18 protein-coding genes and 1 pseudogene are annotated in these 19,095 nt (G+C 69.1%); 8 read left to right on the top strand and 11 right to left on the bottom strand.

The window, feature by feature from the left end; genetic code table 11:
* Window positions 1–210: 210 nt before the first annotated feature.
* The 4 genes from C1J00_RS19080 to C1J00_RS19065 all read left to right on the top strand — a co-directional run bounded on the left by C1J00_RS19080 (window position 211) and on the right by C1J00_RS19065 (window position 5,476).
* Window positions 211–1,461 (top strand): sugar ABC transporter substrate-binding protein, encoded by a 1,251-nt coding sequence (locus C1J00_RS19080; protein ID WP_102910282.1) that lies wholly within the window; start codon window positions 211–213, stop codon window positions 1,459–1,461.
* A 60-nt stretch (window positions 1,462–1,521) separates the two neighbouring features.
* Entirely contained in the window at window positions 1,522–2,730 is a 1,209-nt protein-coding gene (locus tag C1J00_RS19075) for a carbohydrate ABC transporter permease (protein ID WP_102910281.1), read from the top strand.
* Window positions 2,731–2,833: 103 nt separating this feature from the next.
* Window positions 2,834–3,751, top strand: a complete 918-nt coding sequence (locus tag C1J00_RS19070) for a carbohydrate ABC transporter permease (protein WP_102910280.1) — start codon at window positions 2,834–2,836, stop codon at window positions 3,749–3,751.
* Between the two features lie 81 nt (window positions 3,752–3,832).
* The gene (locus tag C1J00_RS19065; protein ID WP_102910279.1) at window positions 3,833–5,476 is read left to right on the top strand and encodes a glycoside hydrolase family 13 protein; all 1,644 of its coding nucleotides are present in this window, start codon (window positions 3,833–3,835) and stop codon (window positions 5,474–5,476) included.
* Window positions 5,477–5,620: 144 nt separating this feature from the next.
* Here C1J00_RS19065 and C1J00_RS19060 read toward each other — a convergent pair whose 3' ends face one another.
* Both C1J00_RS19060 and otr(A) read right to left on the bottom strand, forming a co-directional pair.
* A complete protein-coding gene (locus C1J00_RS19060) occupies window positions 5,621–6,709 on the bottom strand; it encodes a questin oxidase family protein (protein ID WP_102910278.1) in 1,089 nt (362 codons plus the stop codon).
* Between the two features lie 117 nt (window positions 6,710–6,826).
* Window positions 6,827–8,722 carry a tetracycline resistance ribosomal protection protein Otr(A) gene (gene otr(A), locus C1J00_RS19055; protein ID WP_102910277.1) on the bottom strand — a complete coding sequence of 632 codons (1,896 nt, stop codon included), beginning with the start codon at window positions 8,720–8,722 and terminating at the stop codon, window positions 6,827–6,829.
* A 292-nt stretch (window positions 8,723–9,014) separates the two neighbouring features.
* Here otr(A) and C1J00_RS19050 point away from each other — a divergent pair, with 292 nt between their 5' ends.
* Entirely contained in the window at window positions 9,015–9,596 is a 582-nt protein-coding gene (locus tag C1J00_RS19050; protein WP_245936401.1) for an HIT family protein, read from the top strand.
* Between the two features lie 56 nt (window positions 9,597–9,652).
* On the opposite strand, the gene C1J00_RS19045 is transcribed toward C1J00_RS19050, so the two are convergent.
* A complete protein-coding gene (locus C1J00_RS19045) occupies window positions 9,653–10,120 on the bottom strand; it encodes an HIT family protein (protein ID WP_102910275.1) in 468 nt (155 codons plus the stop codon).
* 160 nt (window positions 10,121–10,280) lie between these two features.
* On the opposite strand from C1J00_RS19045, the gene C1J00_RS19040 reads away from it, so the two are divergent.
* The 3 genes from C1J00_RS19040 to C1J00_RS19030 all read left to right on the top strand — a co-directional run bounded on the left by C1J00_RS19040 (window position 10,281) and on the right by C1J00_RS19030 (window position 12,766).
* Window positions 10,281–10,805: an AAA family ATPase gene (locus tag C1J00_RS19040; protein WP_102910274.1), complete on the top strand. Its 525-nt coding sequence runs from the start codon at window positions 10,281–10,283 to the stop codon at window positions 10,803–10,805.
* Window positions 10,806–10,856: 51 nt separating this feature from the next.
* The gene (locus C1J00_RS19035) at window positions 10,857–11,603 is read left to right on the top strand and encodes a class I SAM-dependent methyltransferase (protein ID WP_102910273.1); all 747 of its coding nucleotides are present in this window, start codon (window positions 10,857–10,859) and stop codon (window positions 11,601–11,603) included.
* Window positions 11,604–11,752: 149 nt separating this feature from the next.
* Window positions 11,753–12,766 (top strand): NAD(P)/FAD-dependent oxidoreductase, encoded by a 1,014-nt coding sequence (locus tag C1J00_RS19030; protein ID WP_180989605.1) that lies wholly within the window; start codon window positions 11,753–11,755, stop codon window positions 12,764–12,766.
* Window positions 12,767–12,783: 17 nt separating this feature from the next.
* Here C1J00_RS19030 and C1J00_RS48265 read toward each other — a convergent pair.
* From C1J00_RS48265 to C1J00_RS18990, 8 genes and pseudogenes are all read right to left on the bottom strand, one after another.
* A pseudogene (locus C1J00_RS48265) lies at window positions 12,784–12,870 on the bottom strand (AAA family ATPase); the annotation flags it as partial.
* A gap of 146 nt (window positions 12,871–13,016) precedes the next feature.
* Window positions 13,017–14,294: a prephenate dehydrogenase gene (locus C1J00_RS19020; RefSeq protein WP_219728359.1), complete on the bottom strand. Its 1,278-nt coding sequence runs from the start codon at window positions 14,292–14,294 to the stop codon at window positions 13,017–13,019.
* Window positions 14,294–14,536 carry a chorismate mutase gene (locus C1J00_RS19015; RefSeq protein WP_102910270.1) on the bottom strand — a complete coding sequence of 81 codons (243 nt, stop codon included), beginning with the start codon at window positions 14,534–14,536 and terminating at the stop codon, window positions 14,294–14,296. The genes C1J00_RS19020 and C1J00_RS19015 overlap by 1 nt, the downstream gene beginning before the upstream one ends.
* Before the next feature lie 81 nt (window positions 14,537–14,617).
* Complete coding sequence (locus C1J00_RS19010; RefSeq protein WP_102910269.1) at window positions 14,618–15,835, bottom strand: MFS transporter; 1,218 nt, start codon at window positions 15,833–15,835, stop codon at window positions 14,618–14,620.
* A gap of 115 nt (window positions 15,836–15,950) precedes the next feature.
* Entirely contained in the window at window positions 15,951–16,547 is a 597-nt protein-coding gene (locus tag C1J00_RS19005) for a TetR/AcrR family transcriptional regulator (RefSeq protein WP_102910268.1), read from the bottom strand.
* Window positions 16,548–16,652: 105 nt separating this feature from the next.
* On the bottom strand, window positions 16,653–17,405 hold the full coding sequence (locus C1J00_RS19000; RefSeq protein WP_102910267.1) for an SDR family NAD(P)-dependent oxidoreductase: 753 nt from the start codon (window positions 17,403–17,405) through the stop codon (window positions 16,653–16,655).
* 35 nt (window positions 17,406–17,440) lie between these two features.
* The gene (locus C1J00_RS18995) at window positions 17,441–17,935 is read right to left on the bottom strand and encodes a quercetin 2,3-dioxygenase (RefSeq protein WP_219728358.1); all 495 of its coding nucleotides are present in this window, start codon (window positions 17,933–17,935) and stop codon (window positions 17,441–17,443) included.
* Window positions 17,936–17,955: 20 nt separating this feature from the next.
* Window positions 17,956–18,927, bottom strand: coding sequence for a methionyl-tRNA formyltransferase (locus C1J00_RS18990; protein WP_219728357.1), 972 nt, complete (start codon window positions 18,925–18,927; stop codon window positions 17,956–17,958).
* Between the last annotated feature and the right edge of the window lie 168 nt (window positions 18,928–19,095).

Raw genomic sequence — 19,095 nt, 5'->3', positions numbered from 1 at the left:
GCCCACCCCCGTCCTGCTGGCGCCCCGGCTCGTCGTCCGGGCGAGCGGCTGAGCCGTCCCACCACGCCGCACCTTTTCCACCCGCCGAGCGGCTTCTTGAGCCCATCCGGCCGACATCTGCGATCCCGCTCACAGCTGCCAGTGCAGCGGACGGGACGCGGTCCCCTCTACCACCGGCTCATCAGGCCGGCCTGCGCAAGGAGATTTGTCATGAGAAATCCTCGTACCCGTTGGGCTGTTGGCAGCATCGCGCTACTGTCGCTCAGCCTGTCGGCCTGTGGTGGCAGCGGGTTCGACGACACCGACAAGGCGGACAGCCAGGCGTCGTCCGGGCCCGCCTCGATCAAGGTCCTCATAGCCTCCAGCGGCGACGCGGAGACGAAGGCCGTCACGGACGCCTCCGACGCATGGGGGGCGAAGTCCGGCAACAAGGCGACCGTCACCCAGGCCCAGGAGATGACCCAGCAGCTCGGCCAGGGCTTCGCCTCGAACAACCCGCCGGACGTCTTCTACGTCGACGCCGGCCGACTCGCGACGTACGCGAAGGCGGGCAATCTCGAACCGTACGGCGACAGTCTCGAAACGAAGGACGACTTCTACCCCGCGCTGCGTCAGGCGTTCACCTATGACGGCAAGCTCTACTGCGCCCCCAAGGACTTCTCCACGCTCGGCCTGCAGATCAACACCACGGCCTGGTCGAAGGCCGGCCTGACCGACGCCGACTACCCCACCACCTGGGAGGAGCTGGCGGCCGTGGCGAAGAAGCTGACCACGGGCAAGCAGGTGGGCCTCGCACTCGGCGACACGCGCGACCGGATCGGGGCCTTCATGGTCCAGGCCGGCGGATGGGTGACGAACAAGGACGCCACCAAGGTCACCGCGGACTCTCCCGAGAACCTCAAGGCCCTGAACTACGTGAAGTCGCTGCTCGCCGACGGCTCGGCCAAGTACCCCAAGCAGCTTGACTCGGGCTGGTCGGGCGAGGCGTTCGGCAAGCAGAAGGCCGCCATGACGATCGAGGGCAACTGGATCGCCGGCGCCATGAAGAACGACTACCCGGGCGTCAAGTACAAGACGGTCCCGCTGCCGACCGGGCCTACGGGCAAGAAGGGCACGCTCGCCTTCACCCAGTGCTGGGGCATCGCGGCCGAGAGCAAGAACAAGGCCGCGGCCATCGACTTCGTCAAGGCGATGACCGCGAAGGACAACCAGTTGACCTTCGCCCAGGCGATCGGCGTGATGCCGTCCCTGCAGTCCGCTGAGGCCGACTACATCGCCAAGTCCCCGCAGGACAAGGCATTCATCGACGGGGCCGCGTATGCCCAGGCCCCGGTGAACGTCGCGAAGATCGACCAGGTACTCGCCGACTTCGACACCGGCCTCCAGGGGCTGCCCAAGGCCGACCCGAAGCAGATCCTCAAGCGGCTCCAGAAGAACGCGCAGGCGGTCGTAGGCCAGTGACCCGGACGACCCGGGCGGCTCAAGTAATCCGGACAGGAACGGAACGAGAGTGGACCTACGATGAATGAACCGAATCCCGGGCCCGCACAGGGCCCGGGCAGCGGCCCGGCACCGGCCCGGACGGCAGCCGCTGCCAAGGCCAGTGGCGGCCGAGGCCGCCGTGAGCGATCCCCCCGCGGCGGTATTCGGGGCCGGGAAGGTCTCGCCGGCTGGCTGTTCGTCTCACCGGTGATCGTCGTGCTCGGGCTCTTCCTGGTCGTGCCCATTCTCATGGCGCTCTGGGTGAGCCTGTCCGACTGGAACGGCCAGGGCAGCCCCTTCTCGTCAGGCGTGCATTTCGACGGTGCGGAGAACTACGAGCAGATCGTCACCAAACCCGGCCTGGCGCAGAGCGACTTCATGACGAGTCTGCGCAACAACGCCTACTACGTGCTCTTCGTCGTCCCGCTGCAGACCGCGCTCGCGCTGGGCCTGGCGCTCCTGGTCAACGGGCGACGACTGAAGGGCAAAGGTTTCTTCCGCACCGCGTACTACTTCCCGGCGGTGACGAGCTCGGTCGCGATCTCGGTCGTCTTCCTGTTCATCTTCTCCTCCAGCGGTGTCGTCAACTCGCTGCTGGCGAAGATCGGAGTCGATGGGCCGGCCTGGTTCGCCGATCCACGCGGCATCATCCACCTCGCCCTCGGCGCCCTCGGCGTGAACACCGACGCGCCACCTGCCGCACTCGCCGACACGACCGTCGGCGGCCTGTCCCTGTGGGACTGGTTCTCCGGCCCCAGCGTCGCCATGACAGCCGTCATCGCCCTGGTCGTGTGGACGACGGCGGGCACGTTCATGCTCATGTTCCTCGCCGCGCTCCAGGACATACCCCTCGAAGTCGAGGAAGCCGCCGAGATCGACGGCACCGGGCGCTGGCAGCGGTTCCGCCACGTCACGCTGCCCATGCTCAAGCCGACTCTCTTCCTCGTCCTGACCCTCGGACTCATCGGCACCTGGCAGGTCTTCGACCAGATCTACGTCATGTCCAAGGGCGCACCGGCGAAGACGACACTGACCCCTGCGTTCCTCTCGTACCAGTCCTCGTTCACCGACAACGAGTGGGGACAGGGCAGCGCCATCGCCTTCATCCTCTTCGCGATCATCGTCGCGATGACGCTGCTGCAGCGGTTCATCCTGCGCGACAAGGACGAGGCCCGCGCCAAGGCCGCCACCCGGCGCGCGGCGAAAGCGGCACGCTCCGGCTCCGGCCCGACCACGGGAGCGGCCTGATGACCCGCACCGCCGCAGCGGCCCAGCCCACGCCCGGAACCGGCGCGCCCACCACCGCAACCGCTCCGGCGGCCACAGCCGACGTCCACAACAGAGGCACGCGATGAGCCCACAGCACAAGCTCGCCGACGCGGACACCGCGGCGCACACAGTCGAGCAGCCCACAACCCGCCGCTCAGGCAACCGCACCCGCCGTGGCGGTGCCCTCACCCGAGCGCTCGGCTACACGGCCCTCGTCGTCGTCGCGCTGCTCTACATCTACCCCTTCCTCATCCAGCTCGCGGCGAGCTTCAAGACCGACGCGGACGCCACCAGCAACCCGCTGTCGCTATGGCCGACCCACTTCACCACAGCCGCCTTCAGCCGGCTCGCCGAAGCGGACTACCCGCGCTGGTTCACCAACTCCGTCGTCGTCGCACTCCTCGTCACCGCCGGCCGCGTGTTCTTCGACTCCCTCGCCGGATACGCACTGGCCCGGCTGCGCTTCCGCGGCCGGGGCGCACTGTTCGCCGCCGTCATCGCGGTCATGGCCGTGCCCGGCGTCGTCCTGCTCATCCCGAAGTTCCTCGTCCTCAATCAACTCGGGATGTACGACTCCTACTCGGGCATGATCGTCCCGCTCCTCGCCGACGCCGCAGGGGTGTTCATCATGAAGCAGTTCTTCGAGTCCATCCCCGTCAGCGTCGAGGAAGCAGCCCGCATCGACGGCGCGAGCACCTTCCGGATCTTCTGGTCCGTCGTGCTGCCGATGGCCAAGCCGGCCCTCATCACCCTGACCATCCTGTCGTTCCAGGGATCGTGGAACGAGCTGCCGCACTTCATCGTGTCCCGGCAGAGCCCGGAACTGAACACCCTCACATCCGGAGTCGCCTCACTCGTCTCCGGCCAACTCGGCTCGGGCAACCAGTACCCGCTCAAACTCGCGGCGACCCTGCTCATGACCATCCCCGTGGCACTGGTCTTCTTCGCCTTCCAGCGGCACTTCGTCCGCGGCGGCACATCAGGCGCTACCAAGGGATAGCCGGAACAGCACTCGAACCACCGTCGTGATCAATGCGCGGGCGGCGTGGACCACGCACCCCCTCCGACAGGACCCAGCCACATGACCAACCCGACCCCCACGCACGACGCCGCGGCTGACTCCTGGTGGCGCTCCGCGACCATCTACCAGGTCTACATACGCAGCTTCGCCGACGGCGACGGCGACGGAACCGGCGACATCGCCGGCCTCCGCTCCCGCCTGCGGTACCTGGCCCACCTCGGTGTCGACGCCATCTGGATCAACCCCTGGTACCCGTCCCCGCTGGCCGACGGCGGCTACGACGTCTCCGACTTCCGCGACATCCACCCCGCATACGGCACCCTCGACGAAGCCCGGAAACTGATCACCGAGGCCCACGGACTGGGTCTGCGGGTGATCCTGGACATCGTCCCGAACCACGTCTCCGACCAACACGCCTGGTTCCAGGAGGCATTGGCGGCGGCGCCCGGCTCCCCGGAACGAAAGCGGTTCATCTTCCGCGACGGCAAGGGCGAGAACGGCTCCCTGCCCCCGAACGACTGGCACGCGGCCTTCGGCGGCCCCACCTGGACCCGCACGCCGGACGGCCAGTGGTACCTCCACCTCTTCGCCCCCGAACAGCCCGACCTCAACTGGGACAACGGCGAGGTACGGGCCGAGTTCGAGTCGATCCTGCGCTTCTGGTTCGACCTGGGCGTCGACGGCTTCCGCATCGACGTCGCCCACGGCATGGTCAAGGATCCGGCCCTCCCGGACCTCGGCCTGACGGAGTTCTCCGTCATCGCTCACGAAGACGGCCACCCGCACTGGGACCGCGACGGCGTCCACGACGTCTTCCGCAGCTGGCGGGCCATCGCCGACAGCTACCCCGACCCCCGCGTCTTCGTCGCCGAGGCCCACGTGCGCCCGGGCCGCTTGCCCGACTACCTCGGCGCGGACGAGCTCCACACCGCCTTCAACTTCGACTTCCTCAAGTGCGCTTTGGAGGCCGACAAGTTGAGGGAGGTGATCGACCGCACCATCACCGATCTGGCGAAGGTCGGCGCCCCCGCCACCTGGGTCCTCTCCAACCACGACGAAGCCCGCCACGTCACCCGCTACGGCCGCGCCCACACCGGCGTCACAACCCCGGCCCTTGACCAGGGTCACCCCACCGACCTCACCCTCGGCACCCGCCGAGCCCGAGCGGCGGCCCTGCTGATGCTTGCCCTGCCCGGAGGCGCGTACATCTACCAGGGCGAGGAACTCGGCCTGTACGAGGTCGAAGACCTCCCCGACTCGGCGCTCCAGGACCCCACCTGGGAACGCTCCGGCCACACCGTCCGAGGCCGCGACGGCTGCCGCGTCCCCTGGACCGGCGACACACCGCCCTTCGGCTTCAGCACCTTCGGGTCCGCCATGCCCTGGCTCCCCCAGCCCGACGACTGGAAGTCCTACACCGCCGAAGCCAACCAGGCCGACCGTACCTCCATGCTCCAGCTCTACCGCTCCGCCCTGCGCCTGCGCCGCACCAACCCCGACCTGCGGGGCGAGGAATTTCGCTGGCTGGACAGCCCAGCCGGCACGCTCCTCTTCGAACGCGGCAACGGCCTGCTGTGCGCGGTCAACCTCTCCGGCCGGCCGATCCCGCTCCCCGACGCCACCAGCCCCCTCCTCGCCTCAGGACCACTGACCAAGGACGGGCTGCTGACCGCCGACACCACGGTCCTGCTGCACCGGGACTGACGAACGGTGACGGAATCACCCCGTCCGACGTCCCCCGCGCCCAGTCGCGCCCAAATCCGCCAGGGCCTGTCCGGTGTTCCTCCCCGCCGATCGGACAGGCCCTGGTCCATCTCCAAGAGAGCACGATGGAATGGCGGGATCCCGCTACGGAATCGGGCCGATCAGTTCGCAGGCCCGGGTCGCGCCCACCAGCGCGCCGGTGCTGCCCGTGGTGGTGGCTACGTCCAGCGCGGTGTCGGCGAACTTCACCACGTGCTCGTCGCCGTGCTCGGCCGCGCGTGCGAAGACTTCCTGTGCGGCGTCCGCCACCGATCCGGCAGGGACCTGCGGTAGTTCGGACGCCGGCGCCGGGGTGGCTGGTGAGTACACGGCGGTCACCGCGGCGCTCGCCGTCCAGGCGGCGTTCAGACTCGGTGCCCACAGCACGGACGGCAGGGCGGGCAGGGCGCGCAGCACGGCGTTGGGCGCGGTGGCGGCGTGCACCAGCATGATGGGGCTGAGGTGGCCGTGGGTGGCGTAGCGGTAGGTGGCTGCCCGGACGAGCTCGGCCAGCACGTCGCGGGACTCCCCAGGCGTCACTGCCGGGCGGAGCGCGGCGGTCGCCGCCGTCCAGCCGGGCGTTCCGGCCAACTGCGCGAGGCCGTCACGAAAGCCCCCGTCCTGGTCCGCGATCAACGGGATGCCGTCCAGCGCCTTACCCGGGCCGACGGTACCGCCCGGCGCAGCGACGCCGGGGGTCGGCAGGCTGCGGGCCGCCCAGTAGGCGAGACCATGGGCCAGTTCTGCAATACGCGGGTCGGCGCTCGACCCGGCACCCACGTCGTTGCCGTGGTCGTCGTCCAGGAGGGTGCGGACGGCATGGCCGACACGGATCACCGGGTGGGTGGCACCGGCGGCGATGCCCGGAAGCAGGCGTGGCCACCACTCCACCAGCACCTCGCGCCACGGCCGACTGGCGGTCTGGCGAACGAAGTACACCGTCCAGTCGCCGATCCTGCGGGGATCACCCAACGCGTCCTGCCATCCGTCCTGGGTGATCGGATCGGTGCCGCGGGGCAGGTCCTCCAGCTTGTCGCGGTAGTAGTCCAGCCAGCGGTGCACGGTGGTCGCGTGACCGTTGCGGACCAACGCCTCCACCGCCATCGGACCGTGGTTGGACAACCAACCGTCGCGTTCAGGGCCGTAGTCGTGCAGTCGCTGGAGAGCTTCGTCGAGCGTCCCGGTGGTGTCCATGATCCCGACGCTAGCGGCCGCGACGACCGGACGTAACGGGCTTGAGACGTACCTCTGCAGACCTAGGTTCGGTCTCTGCGGGCCGAGCCCCCTTCGACTCACCCTGACGAGCCGAAGTCAGTAACGCTCCGCCCGCAGCGGCCGGTCCCCCGACGGCCGTGACCACCACACGCCCTCGCCGCGCGTCAGCCCCGGCAGGCACAGCTCCATGTCCCGCACGCGGCGCGCCGGGAGTTCGCCGGTGACCAGCCACGCAGTACGGCCGCCCGTCGTCTCCCCGAACTCCGTTCCGTACGCGGCGAGCCGGGCCGTCACCGGCGCCAGCGCGTCCAGGGGGAGTTCGACCTCGAAGGCATGGTACGGCTCGTACACCCGCGTGCCCGCCCTTTCCAGGGCCAGGAGCAGGACGTACGGGGTGAGCGCGCGGAAGTCGGCCGCCGTGCTGTGCTGCGAGGAGAAGCCGGACCGGATGAGTGTGACCCGGCAGTCGGTCACCGCCCGGCCGTGCGGGCCGGAGCGCAGCGTCGTGTGGACCGTGTCTTCGATGGCCTGGTGGAAGGCGCGGGGCAGGGCGCCGAGTTCGGTCTCGTACGCGAAGACTGTGCCTGCACCGCGGGCGCCCGGCTCGACGCGCAGGCCGATCGTGGCCATGTGCTGCCTCTGGTCGAGCCACGGCATCTCCTCATACGCCTCTGCGATGCCCGCCGGACGCTCCAGGAACCGCACACGGCTCGGCTCGAAGTCCGCCTCGATACCGAAGTCCTCGGCGAGCGTCGCCGCGATGACCTCCTTCTGCACCTCGCCGTACAGGAGCAGCGCGGTGGCGCCGGAGCCCGCGGGCCGGGCGTGCAACAGCGGGTCCTGGTCGGCCAGGGAGAGCAGCGCCGACCGCAGGGGCGCCGCCTTCGCGGGGTGCCGTGCCCGCACCAGGGTCTCCAGGGTCGGCGCGGCGAACTGAGGCGCCCTGTCGGTGACCTCCCCGAGCCGGTCGCCGACGCGGATGCCGGGGACACCGCGCAGCTCGGCGATGTTCCCCGCGGTGAGGGACGATGCCCCGGGCTGCCCGACCACGGTGAGCTCCAGCGCCCGGCCCGCCACCTCCGTCGTACGGCCGTCGGCCTCGTGCCGCAGGAACGTCAGTCGCTGACGAGACGTCACCTCGCCTTCGTACAACCGGACATAGGCCCTCCGTTCGCCGCCCGGCCCGGGTCGTACGGCGAACACGGTGCCCCGGGGAGCCTCCGTGATGCCGCTGCCCGCGCCGCGCCGCTCGGACGTGGGCGCCGGCACGAATCGGACGATGCCCTCGACGAGTTCGGCGACGCCCTGCCCGTCCAGCGCGCAGCCGAAGAACAGCGGATGCATGGAGCCGTCAGCGGTGTGCGCGGCGAGTGCGGCCCGCAGGTCGTCCTCGGTCGGGGCGGGGCCGTCCACGAGCGCGGCGAGGATCCCGGTGTCGACCTCGGCGAGCATGGTGGCCACCCCCGGTGCGGTGAGCGGACGCGGTACGACGCGGGCGTGCGGCGTGCCGATGTCCTCGGCTCCCGTGAGCGGTACGACGTACGGAGTGAGCAGGCGCCGGACGTCGTCGAGCAGGCCCTGCTCGCGGGCGCCCGCCCGGTCGATCTTGTTGACGAAGACGAGCGTGGGCAGGCCGAGCCGCCGCAGGGTCTTCAGCAGGACCCGCGTCCTGGCCTGGACGCCCTCCACGGCGGAGAGCAGTAGCACCGCGCCGTCGAGGACCTCCAGGGCACGCTCGACCTCGGCGACGAAGTCGGAGTGACCGGGGGTGTCGATGAGGTTGATCTGGACGTCGCCGGAGGTGAAGGCGGCAACGGCCGAGCGGATCGTGATGCCGCGCCGACGCTCGATCTCCCCGTCGTCGGTGCGGGTGTCGCCGGCATCGACGCTGCCGAGCCGGCCGATCGTGCCGCCGTCGAAGAGGAGCCGCTCGGTGAGGCTGGTCTTACCAGCGTCGACGTGCGCCAGAATGCCGATGTTCAGGGTGTGCATGCGTGGTCGAGTCCTCAAGAACCGTGAGCCGGTGGGGGCGCTGGATCGTTCCGAGGAGTCGGCGCACTGGGGGGCTCCCGAGGTTCGGCGGTGTGGTCACGCCCATCATGGCGTACCTTCGACGGCCCTCCACAACCGAATTACCGGAGCGGGTGGGGCGTCTGCGCGTGCAGTAACACGACACGCGAAGCCAGCGTCCGCACCGGCCCGTCCGTGCACAACAACGCGTCGCACAACTCGAACAGTGGGTCGCCCCGAGCGGTCAGGCACGAGTACAACTCCGCCCGGAAGCATGACACTGGTCAAGTTCGAGCCGCGTTCGACGCCGGACCTCAGCCGTCAAGCAAAGGAGTTGTGCATGCCGACAGAACGGCAGAGGCCGGACATGGATGCGTACCGGGCCAGAGCACGTCGAGGGCCGTGCTTCGTGTGCGCCTTTGTGTCGGGGCGCCCCGACTATGCGCATCACACTGTCTTCGAGGACGACGATCACGTCGCGTTCCTCGACCGGTGGCCGACCCTGCCCGGCAAGGTCCTGGTCGCGCCCAGGAGGCATGTCGAGCACGCCGTTCGTGATCTCGACCAAGAGTCGTACGTCCGGCTCATGCTGGTCGTTCGGGAGGTCGCCCTGGCGGTGGAAGACTGCGTGGGAGCCGAGCGGACGTATCTTTATTCGCTGGGGAGCCAGCAGGGCAACGCGCATCTCCACTGGCACATCGCCGGTCTGCCGCCGGACGTACCCTATGAGCAGCAGCAGTTCCACGCGCTGATGACAGAGAACGGCGTATCGGCCATGCGGCCCGAGGAGTTCGTCGACATGGCCGCGCGTATCCGTGAGCGAATTGCGGCCCGAGGCGGGCTCCAGACGCTGTGACCAGATCCCAACCCGGGCGCCCGGATGGCAGTGGTTCTGCGAGAGGCGCCTTACGGCTACTCCAGGACACCCGGTGACCCGACTCCACCCGCCGCGTCCAGGGCGGTGATTCCGCTGCGGACCGCCGCTGCCGTCTCGTCCAGCAGATGACGTTCGCGCACCCGCGAGTCCGCCTCGATACGGAACGGATCCCCTTTGAAGCGGGGGAAGACATGCAGGTGGACGTGAAAGACCTCCTGGAAGGCAGCCTCGCCGTCCGCCAGGAAGAGATTGACCCCCTCGCACCGCAGGCCGGACAGCCGCAGCGCGCGTCCGAGCCGGTGCGCCACCGTCCAGACCCGCACGCCGATGTCCTCCCGCAAATCTTCCAGCCCTTCGGCATGTGCCTTCGGGATGACGAGCAGATGCCCCGGGGCCACGGGTTGGAGGTCCAGGAACGCGAGGACCCATTCGTCCTCGAAGACGATGCTGGCCTCTGCCTGGCCTCGCGCGATCGCGCAGAAGACACATCCATGGTCCGGCAACCCGCCCCCTCAGTTCGAGAACGTCTCGTTCCCCTTACGAGAGCACGCGTGGCCAGCCCGCGCCGGTCGTTTTTCTCACCGCCTCTTCACGAAGCCCGAATTCCGGCACTGGGTATTTCCGGTCGACGTGACAGTCCGGACGCTGTCAGGCTGCCCACCCATGACTGCTTACGAACTGTTGCTCATCGGTGGTGGGGCGGGCGTCGGCAAGACGACCGTCGCGTGGGAGGTATCTGCGGCATTGCAGGGGAGGGGAACGGCGCACTGTCTGATCGAGGGCGACTACATGGACCAGATCCACCCAGCCCCACAGGACGACCCTCACCGCGCAGCCATCACCGAACGCAACACCGCGGCAGTCTGGTCGAACTACGCCGCTCTCGGCCAGCGTCGCCTCATCTACACGAACACGGTGAGCATCCTGGAAGCGCCGATGATCAGCCGGGCCATGGGCGGCGGCGAGGTCCGAGCCACCTGCGTCCTGCTCACGGCAGGGGAGACGACCGTGCGGGAACGCCTCGCCCAACGCGAAATCGGCTCGCAGCTCACCGCCCACATCGAGCGGAGCCTGCGGAACGCACGGGAACTGGACGAGAAGGCTCCGGCAGGCACCGTCCGTATCCCGACCGACGGCCGGTCGATCGAGGACATCGCCGTGGACGTGATCAAGGCGGCTGCTTGGTAGGGATCCGATAATCATTGGACATCGCTCGGGCCGACGGCGAAGGCTGGAGGTATGCAACAGGAATCTCTCTGGGACGTCGACGCCGCCCAGCACTATGACACGCCCGGGGCGGGCATGTTCGCACCCGAGATCCTGGGGCCGACCGTGGATCGCCTCGCCGAGCTCGCAGGCGACGGAGCAGCGCTCGAGTTCGCTGTAGGCACCGGCCGGGTGGCCGTCCCGCTGGCTGAGCGAGGAGTACCGGTCACCGGCATCGAGTTGTCGCGGCCGATGGTCGATCAACTGCGCACCAAGGCAGACGAAGCGACGGTTCCCGTGGTCATCGGTGACATGGCGACCTCCGTGGCCCCTGGGAAGTACACGCTGGTCTACCTCGTCTACAACACCATTTCCAACCTCCTCACCCAGGCTGAGCAGGTCGAGTGTTTCCGCAACGCCGCCCGCCACCTCACACCCGGCGGCCGGTTCGTCATCGAGCTCTGGGTACCCGAGCTGCGCAAGCTTCCACCCGGGCAGACGGCGGTCGTCTGGGGCTCTGAGCCCGGTTACATCGGCCTGGACACCTACGACGTTCTGAACCAGCACGTCGTCTCGCACCACTTCCACTTCGACGACACCAAGCAGGCTCAGCTGTCCCGCGGCCCGCACCGCTACATCTGGCCGGCCGAACTCGACCTCATGGCGCAACTGGCCGGATTCGAGCTGGAGACCAGGCATGCGGACTGGGCCGGCGCCGAGTTCACCGCCGAGTCGCGTTCGCACGTCTCCGCCTACCGATACCGACTGGAGGCCGCGTAGATGAGAACGGAGTTCCGGCACGTCTGCGGCACATGCGTGACCAGCGTGCCTCGTCTGGATCTCGTCTACGGGCAGCTTCCGGTCAGCGGGCGACGGACCACCAGGCCGCGCGGGCGGACGCCAAGGTCGCGAACACGTTGAGCCCATCAGTGAAGAGGGACTTGGTCGTCGTCGGCGCCGGCATCGTCGGCGCATCGGTGGCCTATCACGCCGCCCGGGCGGGCGCCAACGTGACGTTGGTCAACGCCGGGCGGCCAGGCGCCGGCGTGACGGCGGACTCGTTCGCCTGGATCGGATCGTCCGGCGTACTCGAAATTCCGGCCGCCGGGCTGCGGGCCACCGCAACGGCGGAGTACCACCGGCTCGAGGCCGAGTTGCCAGGACTCCCGGTCACCTGGTCCGGCTCGCTGAGCTGGAACAGGCAAGACAGTGCGCCGGACGCCGGACCCGGGCAGACGATCGTGGACGCGGCCACCGTGGCGACGCTCGAACCCAACATTCGGCAGCCTCCGGAGTGGGCTGTCTGGGCGCCGGGGGACGGCGCTGTCGACTCGGTGGGCGTGACCGAGCGGCTGGTCACGGGCGCTCGTACCCATGGAGCCCGGGTACATCTGGACACGCCGGTCACCGCGGTCCGCCGGGACGCAGCGGGCCGGATCGCCGGAGTTGAGACGACAGCAGGACCCCTCTCCGGTGCGACGGTGGTGCTGGCGGCCGGAGTCGCCACGGCCGCGCTGGGCGCGCCGCTCGGCGTGCACGTCCCGGTCGAACCGTCGCCGTCGCCGCTGTTCCGGCTCAACGCCCCGGCCGGTCTGGTCCGCACCGTGGTCAACACCGAAGACTTCGATCTTCGACAGGTCGCCCCGGACCGGCTGATCGCCGCCGCGGACTCGCCCGAACGGACCCTTGCCGCCGTCCGGTCCACTTTCCATGGAGCCGGGAGCGTCGAGCTGCTCAGCACCCGACTCGGAGTGCGCCCCATGCCGGCCGACGGTGAGCCGATCGTCGGCCCGGTCGCCGAGGCCCCCGGCCTCTACTTGGCGATGATGCACTCGGCGGTCACGCTCGCCGCGGCCGTGGGCCGCCTGGTGGCGCGGGAGTTGGTCGACGGAACCGTTGAGTCGGCTCTGTCGGGTTGCCGCCCGGATCGCTTCTCATGGTGAGGCACTTTTCGCACTCCAAGCAGCCGGCCTTCCAGTACGTCTCGCCTCCCATCCACCTCCGGCTCGCCGAACAGCGGAATCATCCGGTCATCAGGTGTCACGCGCGGCGTCGACCAGGAGCTTGTGCTTGTGCCGCTGTGTCTGCGCGTCGGCGACGCACTCGCCCAGGACAGTGATCTGGTGTGGGCTCATATGCTGCTTGTCTCGGGAAGATCAGGTGGAGGGGGCTTCGCGGGCTTGCCGCCGCTGATCAGCTGCGCGTCGCCGCGGTTACGGACGTGCAGACGTACTCGAGGGCTGGCGGCGGCGCGGCCCGCGCCGCCTCGCCTCCCTCCTGGCGGGGCTGGTCCGGCAGTGAGACGGCACTGACCGCGGCTCCCAGGACACTCCGCGCCGCGGAGCACGATGTCTCCCGGTGATCTCGCGGTCGCGGCACCGGGTCGACCCGCTCGGCCTCCCAACCGTCCTCGGTCAGCTTCCTCAGGAGCCATGCGACGTCAACGGCGGAAACACTCAGCTCGACGGAGAGGTTCCTCCGGCTCGGGGTGACCGAGGTGGTCACGTCGTCGGGACCGACCCCGAACTGGCCCAGTGTGCCGAGCAGCCGGGCCAGTTCCCCCTGCCGATCCCCCACCGTCACGCGCAGCGACGTCCGATGGGCGGGTTTTCCGCTCGGCCTGTCGTGGAGCCGGCCCAGACCCGCGATTCCCCGGTTCAGCAGATGCGTCATACCGGTCGTTTCGTGCGGCTGATACGACACGTCGGCGGCCGAGAGGTCGTCCAAGGACTCAAGCAGAACCGAGAGGTCCTCGTGCAGGGCATGCAGCACGCGGGACACCGAGGCGGCGTTGGACCGGAGGATGTCGCTCCACAGGTGGGGGTCGCCCGCCGCGATACGGGTCACGTCGCGCAGCCCCTGACCGGCGAGCCGGAACGCGGGCTCAGGCGCCTGCTCGAGGCGCGCCGCCATCAGGCTGGCCAGGACGTGCGGGACATGGGACGTCAACGCCACTGCCGCGTCGTGTTCCTGACTTCCCATGATCACCGGGACGGCACCACACATGGAGATCATCTCAAGGGTGTGGTTGAGGGCCGTCTGTGAGGTGATGTCCGTGGGAGTAAGCACCCAGGACCGGCTCTCGAAGAGATCCGCGCGGGCCGCCAGCGGTCCCGTCTTCTCCCGGCCCGCCATCGGATGGCCGCCGACGAAGCGCTCCGGGGCGGGGAGGCTCCCCAGCGCCTCGCGCGTCGGCTGCGACTTGACGCTCGCCACGTCCGTATAGGCGCGGGCGAGCCCCCGCACCTGCTGTTCGGCGAGGACCGCGCCGACCGTGCTCGGGGGCACGGCTATGACAGCCAGGTCCACCGGTGCCTCGGGGGCGCCCACCAGACCCGCCCCCAGTGCCGCGGCCGTGCGGGCCGACGTCTCGTCTCGGTCCAACAGGTGCACGGTCACGCCGTACCGGCTTGCGGCAAGTCCTATCGACGTGCCGATCAGCCCCGTACCGACCACTGCCATCGTGCGCATCACCGGCTCACGTTCCCTTTCTCCGTCCGTGCCAGGTCCCGGCGCGGGACCGCGGCACCCCCCAGATGGACGAGCTGGATGTCCCGCCTCGCACGGCTGGTCTCTACGTGGGCGAGGCCGCGTACGGTGCGCGGCAGCGCACCGTCGATGTGCGGGGTCCCGGAATCCGGCCACTCGGGCTGCTGTGCCGCGGGGAGCTCGCGCCATGTGGCGGTGGACTCGTCGTCCTGAAGAGGCTTCATGTCTCACACATTTCTGAGCTGTTGGGGGCTGGAGATGGCCGGCTCCGTGGGGGGAGCGACGAGAACACGCAATCCCGCCGCTCAGCCGCGCTGTCCCGCTTCTGCCGCTTCGCGTGCCGGCCTGTTCTCTCCTGCGGCCTCGTCGGGGGTGCCCGCAGGGGTACGGCGCAGTCGGCCCATGTCGGGGACCAGCGCGACCAGAGCGAGAACGGCGAGGACCGCGCCGAGCCAGAGGGGGGCGCGCAGGCCGTAGGCGTTGATGCCGAGTCCCCCCAGCCAGGAGCCGACGACGACGCCCAGCGTGATGAAGGACGTGTGCACGGTGTTGACGAGCGCGCGAGCGTTGGCGGCGCGCTGCACCCTGCTGATCATCGCGGGGTTCATGGTGACGCCGACAAAGCCGATGCCCATCATGGCGAGGACCGCGGGCGCCTTGAGATCGGCGAGCAGGGCGAACGAGCTCAGGAAGAGGACGTTGAGCGTCAGACCGGTGGCCAGGACACGGATGGTGTGCGTGTCGGCGAAGCGCGCCACGACTGCGTTGCCGATGACGGTGGCCGCGCCATAGGCGAGGAGGAGCAGCGGGACGACGCCGCGGGAGAAGCCGGTGACGTCGGTGAGGATGGGCGTGAAGTAGGAGAAGGCGGAGAAGGTGGCGCCGATGATGAGGGTGGACGTGCAGATGATGAGCCAGAGCTTGCCGTTACGGAAGGCCGACATCTCCTCCCTGAGGCCTCCGGCGTCCTCGGCGTGGCCGAGGGACGGAACGACGACGACGGTGGCGACTGCGGCGATGATCGTGATGATGCCTACGGCGACGAACCCGGCCCTCCAGCCCCATTGCTCGCCGACGAGGGTGGAAACGGGCAGGCCGAGCAGCGTCCCGACCATGAGTCCCTGCATGGTGAGGCCGGTGGCGCGCCCTCGCAGCTCGGGCTTGGTGATCTGGGCGACGACGGCGAGGGAGACTCCGAAGAACGCCGAGGAGGCCGTGCCCGTGATGACCCGGCCGGCCACCATCACCCAGTAGTCGGTGGCGACTGCCGCGAGGGCGTTGCCGAGCAGGAAGACGGCGTACAGGGTCATGAGCGCGGCCTTGGGCCGCAGTTTGAGGACGAGCACGGTGGCGAAGGGCCCACCCGCCGCCATGGCGATGGCGAAGGCCGTGATGAGGTAGCCGACCTGAGGGATGGTGACCCCGAGGTCCTCGGAGATCTGCGGCATGAGGCCGCCGACGAGGAACTCGCTGGTGACCATGGCGAAGATGCCGAGAGCCATGAGGTAGACGGATTTTGGCATGGGTACCTCCAGGATTATGTACTGATCAGACCAAAATGAAGGTGCGGGAAGGCTCGAGGGCATGCGGAGGCCCGGCCGACGCACCGGGCAGGGTGCGGGGCCGGCCGTCAGTGGCTCAGCAGCCGAGGGTGTCCGCGCCCAAGGTCGCGATCTGCTCCAGCGCGCCACGGTCCGCACCCGACTGGGCAGCGACCCGCATCCCGGCGATGAGGGCCGTCAGATACCAGGCGAGACCGTCCGTCGCCCGCGGAGAGGTGACCGAGCCGTCCCGCCGGCCCTCCGCGATCACGGCGCGCAGCGAGACCATGCGCCGCTCCAGGTCCCGGTTCAGGACCTCCGCGATCTGCGGATCGGAGGCGGCCATCTGGGTCGTGGTGTTGACGGTGAAGCAGCCGGAGCCGTAGCCCTCGCGCCGGTTCTCCATCTCACCCTCGATGATCACCGAGAGCAGGGCCCGGACACGCTCGGCGGCGGGGCGTCCTTCCTCTGCCAGCAGGGAGATCTGACGGGCGGTCATGGTGTCGACGTAGTACGACAGGGCCCGCAGGAACAGGTCCTTCTTCGACTTGAACGTGTTGTAGATGCTGCTGCGCCCGAGACCCGTGGCCGTGCACAGATCCCCGGTGGAGGTGGCTTCGTACCCTTTGATCCAGAAGACGCGACACGCCGCCTCAACCGCCTGGTCCTCGTCGAACTGCCGTGGCCTTCCCATGGCAGCACCCTAGCAGGTTATGGAACGTTCGGAACAAAACTAGTGCGGGCCCCGGCCACCACGGCGGGGATGAAGGGAGGCCGGAGCCCGCGGTCCCCGGGAACGTCAGGCGTTTCGCCCGCCGTCGACGGCGAGTCTCGCGCCAGTGGTGAATCCTGCCTCCGGAGAGGCGAAGTAGGCAACCGCGGCGGCTACCTCCTCCGGCTGTGCGTAGCGGCCGAGCGGGGACAGGCCTTTCTGGAACTCCGAGCCCGGGCCGTCCTCCGGATTCATGTCGGTGTTCGTGGCCCCTGGAGCCACCTCGTTCACCGTGATCCCTCGCGGCCCCAGATCCCTGGCCAGGCCCTTCGTCATTCCCGTGACGGCGGCCTTGCTCGTGGCGTAGGCGGTGCAGCCGGGTCCCAGGGCGAACTCCCCGATACACGAGCCGATGTTGATGATCCGCCCGCCGTCCGTCATGTGCCGCGCCGCTTCCCGGGCGGCGAGGAGCGAGCCGCGGATGTTGACGTCGAGCGTCCGGTCCACGACCTCGACCGGCACGTCCCCGATGTCGGAGAACGACGTGTCCATCACGCCGGCACTGTTGACCAGGATGTCCAGCCGCCCCAGCTCACGGACCGTCCGGTCCACGGAGGCGCCAACGGCGTCGGCGTCGGCGACGTCGGCCCGGATCGCGACGGCGCGCCGCCCCGTCTTCTTCGTCAGGGTTTCGGCGGTGTTCCGCGCGGCCTCCTCGTTCCCCTGGTAGGTGAGGGCCACGTCGGCCCCCTCCTCCGCCAGCCGCAGGGCCACCGCGGCACCGATGCCCCGGCTGGCGCCCGTGACGAGGGCGACCTTTCCGTTCAGTTTCTCGATCATGACGTGCGTATTCCTCTGACTGTCCGGTGTACGGGTCAGACCTGGTAGGAGCCGTACTTCTCGGCGACCTGCATGGCCTGGGGATTGTCGGCGGGGTCGAACGGCGGGATGTTCACTCCGGCAACCGCGTGCTTGCCGGCCTCCAGGAAGAACCGCTCGAAACCTCCGGGGGTGAACAACAGCAGCTGCTTGGCCGTGTGCAAACCGGTGTTGCGGAATCCGTGCACCGTCCCGCGGGGCACGAAGACGAAGTCACCCGCCTTGACCTGGTAGGTCTCACCGTCCGCGTGGATCTCCAGCTCGCCTTCGAGGAGGTAGAAGGCCTCGTCCTCGTGACGGTGGTCGTGCAGTGGCGGCCCTCCCCCAGGGGGGACAGACGCCTCCAGGACCGCGAGGCTGCCTGCGGACTCCTCGTGACCGATCTTCACCGAGTAGACGTCGCCGTTGAGCCACACGGCACGGCCCTGCCCGGCGGGGATGTGCATCACCTTCCGGACCTGCGGGGGCTGGTCGGTGTTCTGCTGCTCCAACAGAGACACGGTGCGCCTTTCTATACGGGTTCGAGACGGGTCACGGACAGCGTCTGTCCTTCGGTGATCGCCGGATGCGCCTGCGCGGGGACCTCGTTCCCGCCGAACTCGACGGTGAGGAGTCGAAGCCATTTGTCCCGGCAGGCGACGAACAGGCCGTGGTCGAGGCGCCGTACGGTCCCGGCGGGCGCCGGGAGCTCTCCGGCCGGGGCGGTGTCGTCGGCCGACAGGATCGTCACGCGCTGACCGGACGGTGTTTCGGCGAACGCCCCAGGATGGCGGTATCCGGCCCGGATATGGCACGCCACCTTGTGCGCGGAGTGGGCGAAGTCGAGGCGGTAGTCGTCCTGCGAGGGGCGCGTGAAGTAGGTCCTCTCGGAAGGGTCCTGCGGGATGCGCCGGAAGCTGCGGGAGGCGAGCTGCGGGATGAGGTCCAGCAGCATCAGCACATTGGCGCGTTCCTGGATGGTCCGCAGCTCCAGGGCCGTCTCCCGTCCGGTGAGCGGCGTCTCGTGCTGCGCGAGGATCGCGCCCGTGTCCAGTCCGGCGGCCATCTCGATGGCCGTCACCGCTCCGTCGGTCTCACCGTTGCGGACCATCCAGTAGAACGGCGCCAGACCGGCGTAACGGGGAAGCGGGCTCGGATGGAAGTTGACACAGGTCACCTTCGGGGTGGCGAGCAGCTCTTCCTTGAGGATGCGCTGGAAGTTGCCCACGACGAGGTAGTCCGGGGCGAGTTGCCCGATCCCGCTCACGAATTCGGGATCGTTGACGTTCGTCGGGCGCAGCACCGGCACGCCCAATGCTTTCGCCTGCTGTTCGAGGTCCACCTGATCGGCGTCGGAGGTGAAGTAGCCGCAGAGGCGGCCGACGGGACTGGTGACGACAGCCGCGAGATCCACCAGTGGGTGGCCGTGCAGCATGTCCAGGAAGGGAGCGCCGAGCTTGGAGTTGATCTCCGAGAACAGCACCACCCGTATCGGGCCGGTCAATGCGGGCTCCTTTCGTACGCAGGAACGTGAGGAACGGGGTCCTAGTAGGACTCCGTTAGGTGTGTGCGGGGTGCCGTCTGGTGCGGCGTGTGGGCAGGGGGCGGTGGCAGGTGGTGCAGGTGCCGGTCCAGCAGTTCAGCAGGTCCTGGATTGTGTCGAGGATCTGGT

It is taken from the genome of Streptomyces cahuitamycinicus, from assembly GCF_002891435.1.
Taxonomy (GTDB): domain Bacteria; phylum Actinomycetota; class Actinomycetes; order Streptomycetales; family Streptomycetaceae; genus Streptomyces; species Streptomyces cahuitamycinicus.
The sequence above is the reverse complement of the archived record's forward strand: the minus strand, read 5'-3'. Positions and strand labels throughout refer to the sequence as shown.

Coding starts and splice junctions, on each gene's coding strand:
- C1J00_RS19080 (WP_102910282.1), top strand. CDS start 211: ATGAGAAATCCTCGTACCCGTTGGGCTGTTGGCAGCATCGCGCTACTG.
- C1J00_RS19075 (WP_102910281.1), top strand. CDS start 1,522: ATGAATGAACCGAATCCCGGGCCCGCACAGGGCCCGGGCAGCGGCCCG.
- C1J00_RS19070 (WP_102910280.1), top strand. CDS start 2,834: ATGAGCCCACAGCACAAGCTCGCCGACGCGGACACCGCGGCGCACACA.
- C1J00_RS19065 (WP_102910279.1), top strand. CDS start 3,833: ATGACCAACCCGACCCCCACGCACGACGCCGCGGCTGACTCCTGGTGG.
- C1J00_RS19060 (WP_102910278.1), bottom strand. CDS start 6,709: ATGGACACCACCGGGACGCTCGACGAAGCTCTCCAGCGACTGCACGAC.
- C1J00_RS19050 (WP_245936401.1), top strand. CDS start 9,015: ATGACACTGGTCAAGTTCGAGCCGCGTTCGACGCCGGACCTCAGCCGT.
- C1J00_RS19040 (WP_102910274.1), top strand. CDS start 10,281: ATGACTGCTTACGAACTGTTGCTCATCGGTGGTGGGGCGGGCGTCGGC.
- C1J00_RS19035 (WP_102910273.1), top strand. CDS start 10,857: ATGCAACAGGAATCTCTCTGGGACGTCGACGCCGCCCAGCACTATGAC.
- C1J00_RS19020 (WP_219728359.1), bottom strand. CDS start 14,294: ATGCGCACGATGGCAGTGGTCGGTACGGGGCTGATCGGCACGTCGATA.
- C1J00_RS19015 (WP_102910270.1), bottom strand. CDS start 14,536: ATGAAGCCTCTTCAGGACGACGAGTCCACCGCCACATGGCGCGAGCTC.
- C1J00_RS19010 (WP_102910269.1), bottom strand. CDS start 15,835: ATGCCAAAATCCGTCTACCTCATGGCTCTCGGCATCTTCGCCATGGTC.
- C1J00_RS19005 (WP_102910268.1), bottom strand. CDS start 16,547: ATGGGAAGGCCACGGCAGTTCGACGAGGACCAGGCGGTTGAGGCGGCG.
- C1J00_RS19000 (WP_102910267.1), bottom strand. CDS start 17,405: ATGATCGAGAAACTGAACGGAAAGGTCGCCCTCGTCACGGGCGCCAGC.